We start from the raw sequence: 250 nt of genomic DNA, 5'->3' as shown, positions 1-250 counted from the left end.
GCCATCCCCGTCGAGGGGAGCTGCCCCGTCTGCGGAGGTGGCCTCGTCGCGGAGTACGCCGAGGAGACCGCGAGCGTCGACTGTACCGCATGCGAGGACTTCCACAACGACTTCGGGTTCCCGCCGGGCAGCCTCGACCAGTTCGAGCCCGAGGAGCTCCCGCTCGCCTTCGACCGGTGGATGTGCCACGTTATCCGCGGCGTCATCGACGGGTTCTGTTACACCTGTGCCGGCCGGATGGACGGCCGGC

The 250-nt window shown here is 69.2% G+C and carries 1 pseudogene; it reads left to right on the top strand.

The annotated features are described in order from the left end of the window. Positions 1-250 (top strand): annotated as a pseudogene (locus tag EXE45_RS20635) (ArsR family transcriptional regulator); the annotation flags it as partial.

It is taken from the genome of Halorubrum sp. SP9, from assembly GCF_005435015.1.
Classification (GTDB): domain Archaea; phylum Halobacteriota; class Halobacteria; order Halobacteriales; family Haloferacaceae; genus Halorubrum; species Halorubrum sodomense.
The sequence above is the reverse complement of the archived record's forward strand: the minus strand, read 5'-3'. Positions and strand labels throughout refer to the sequence as shown.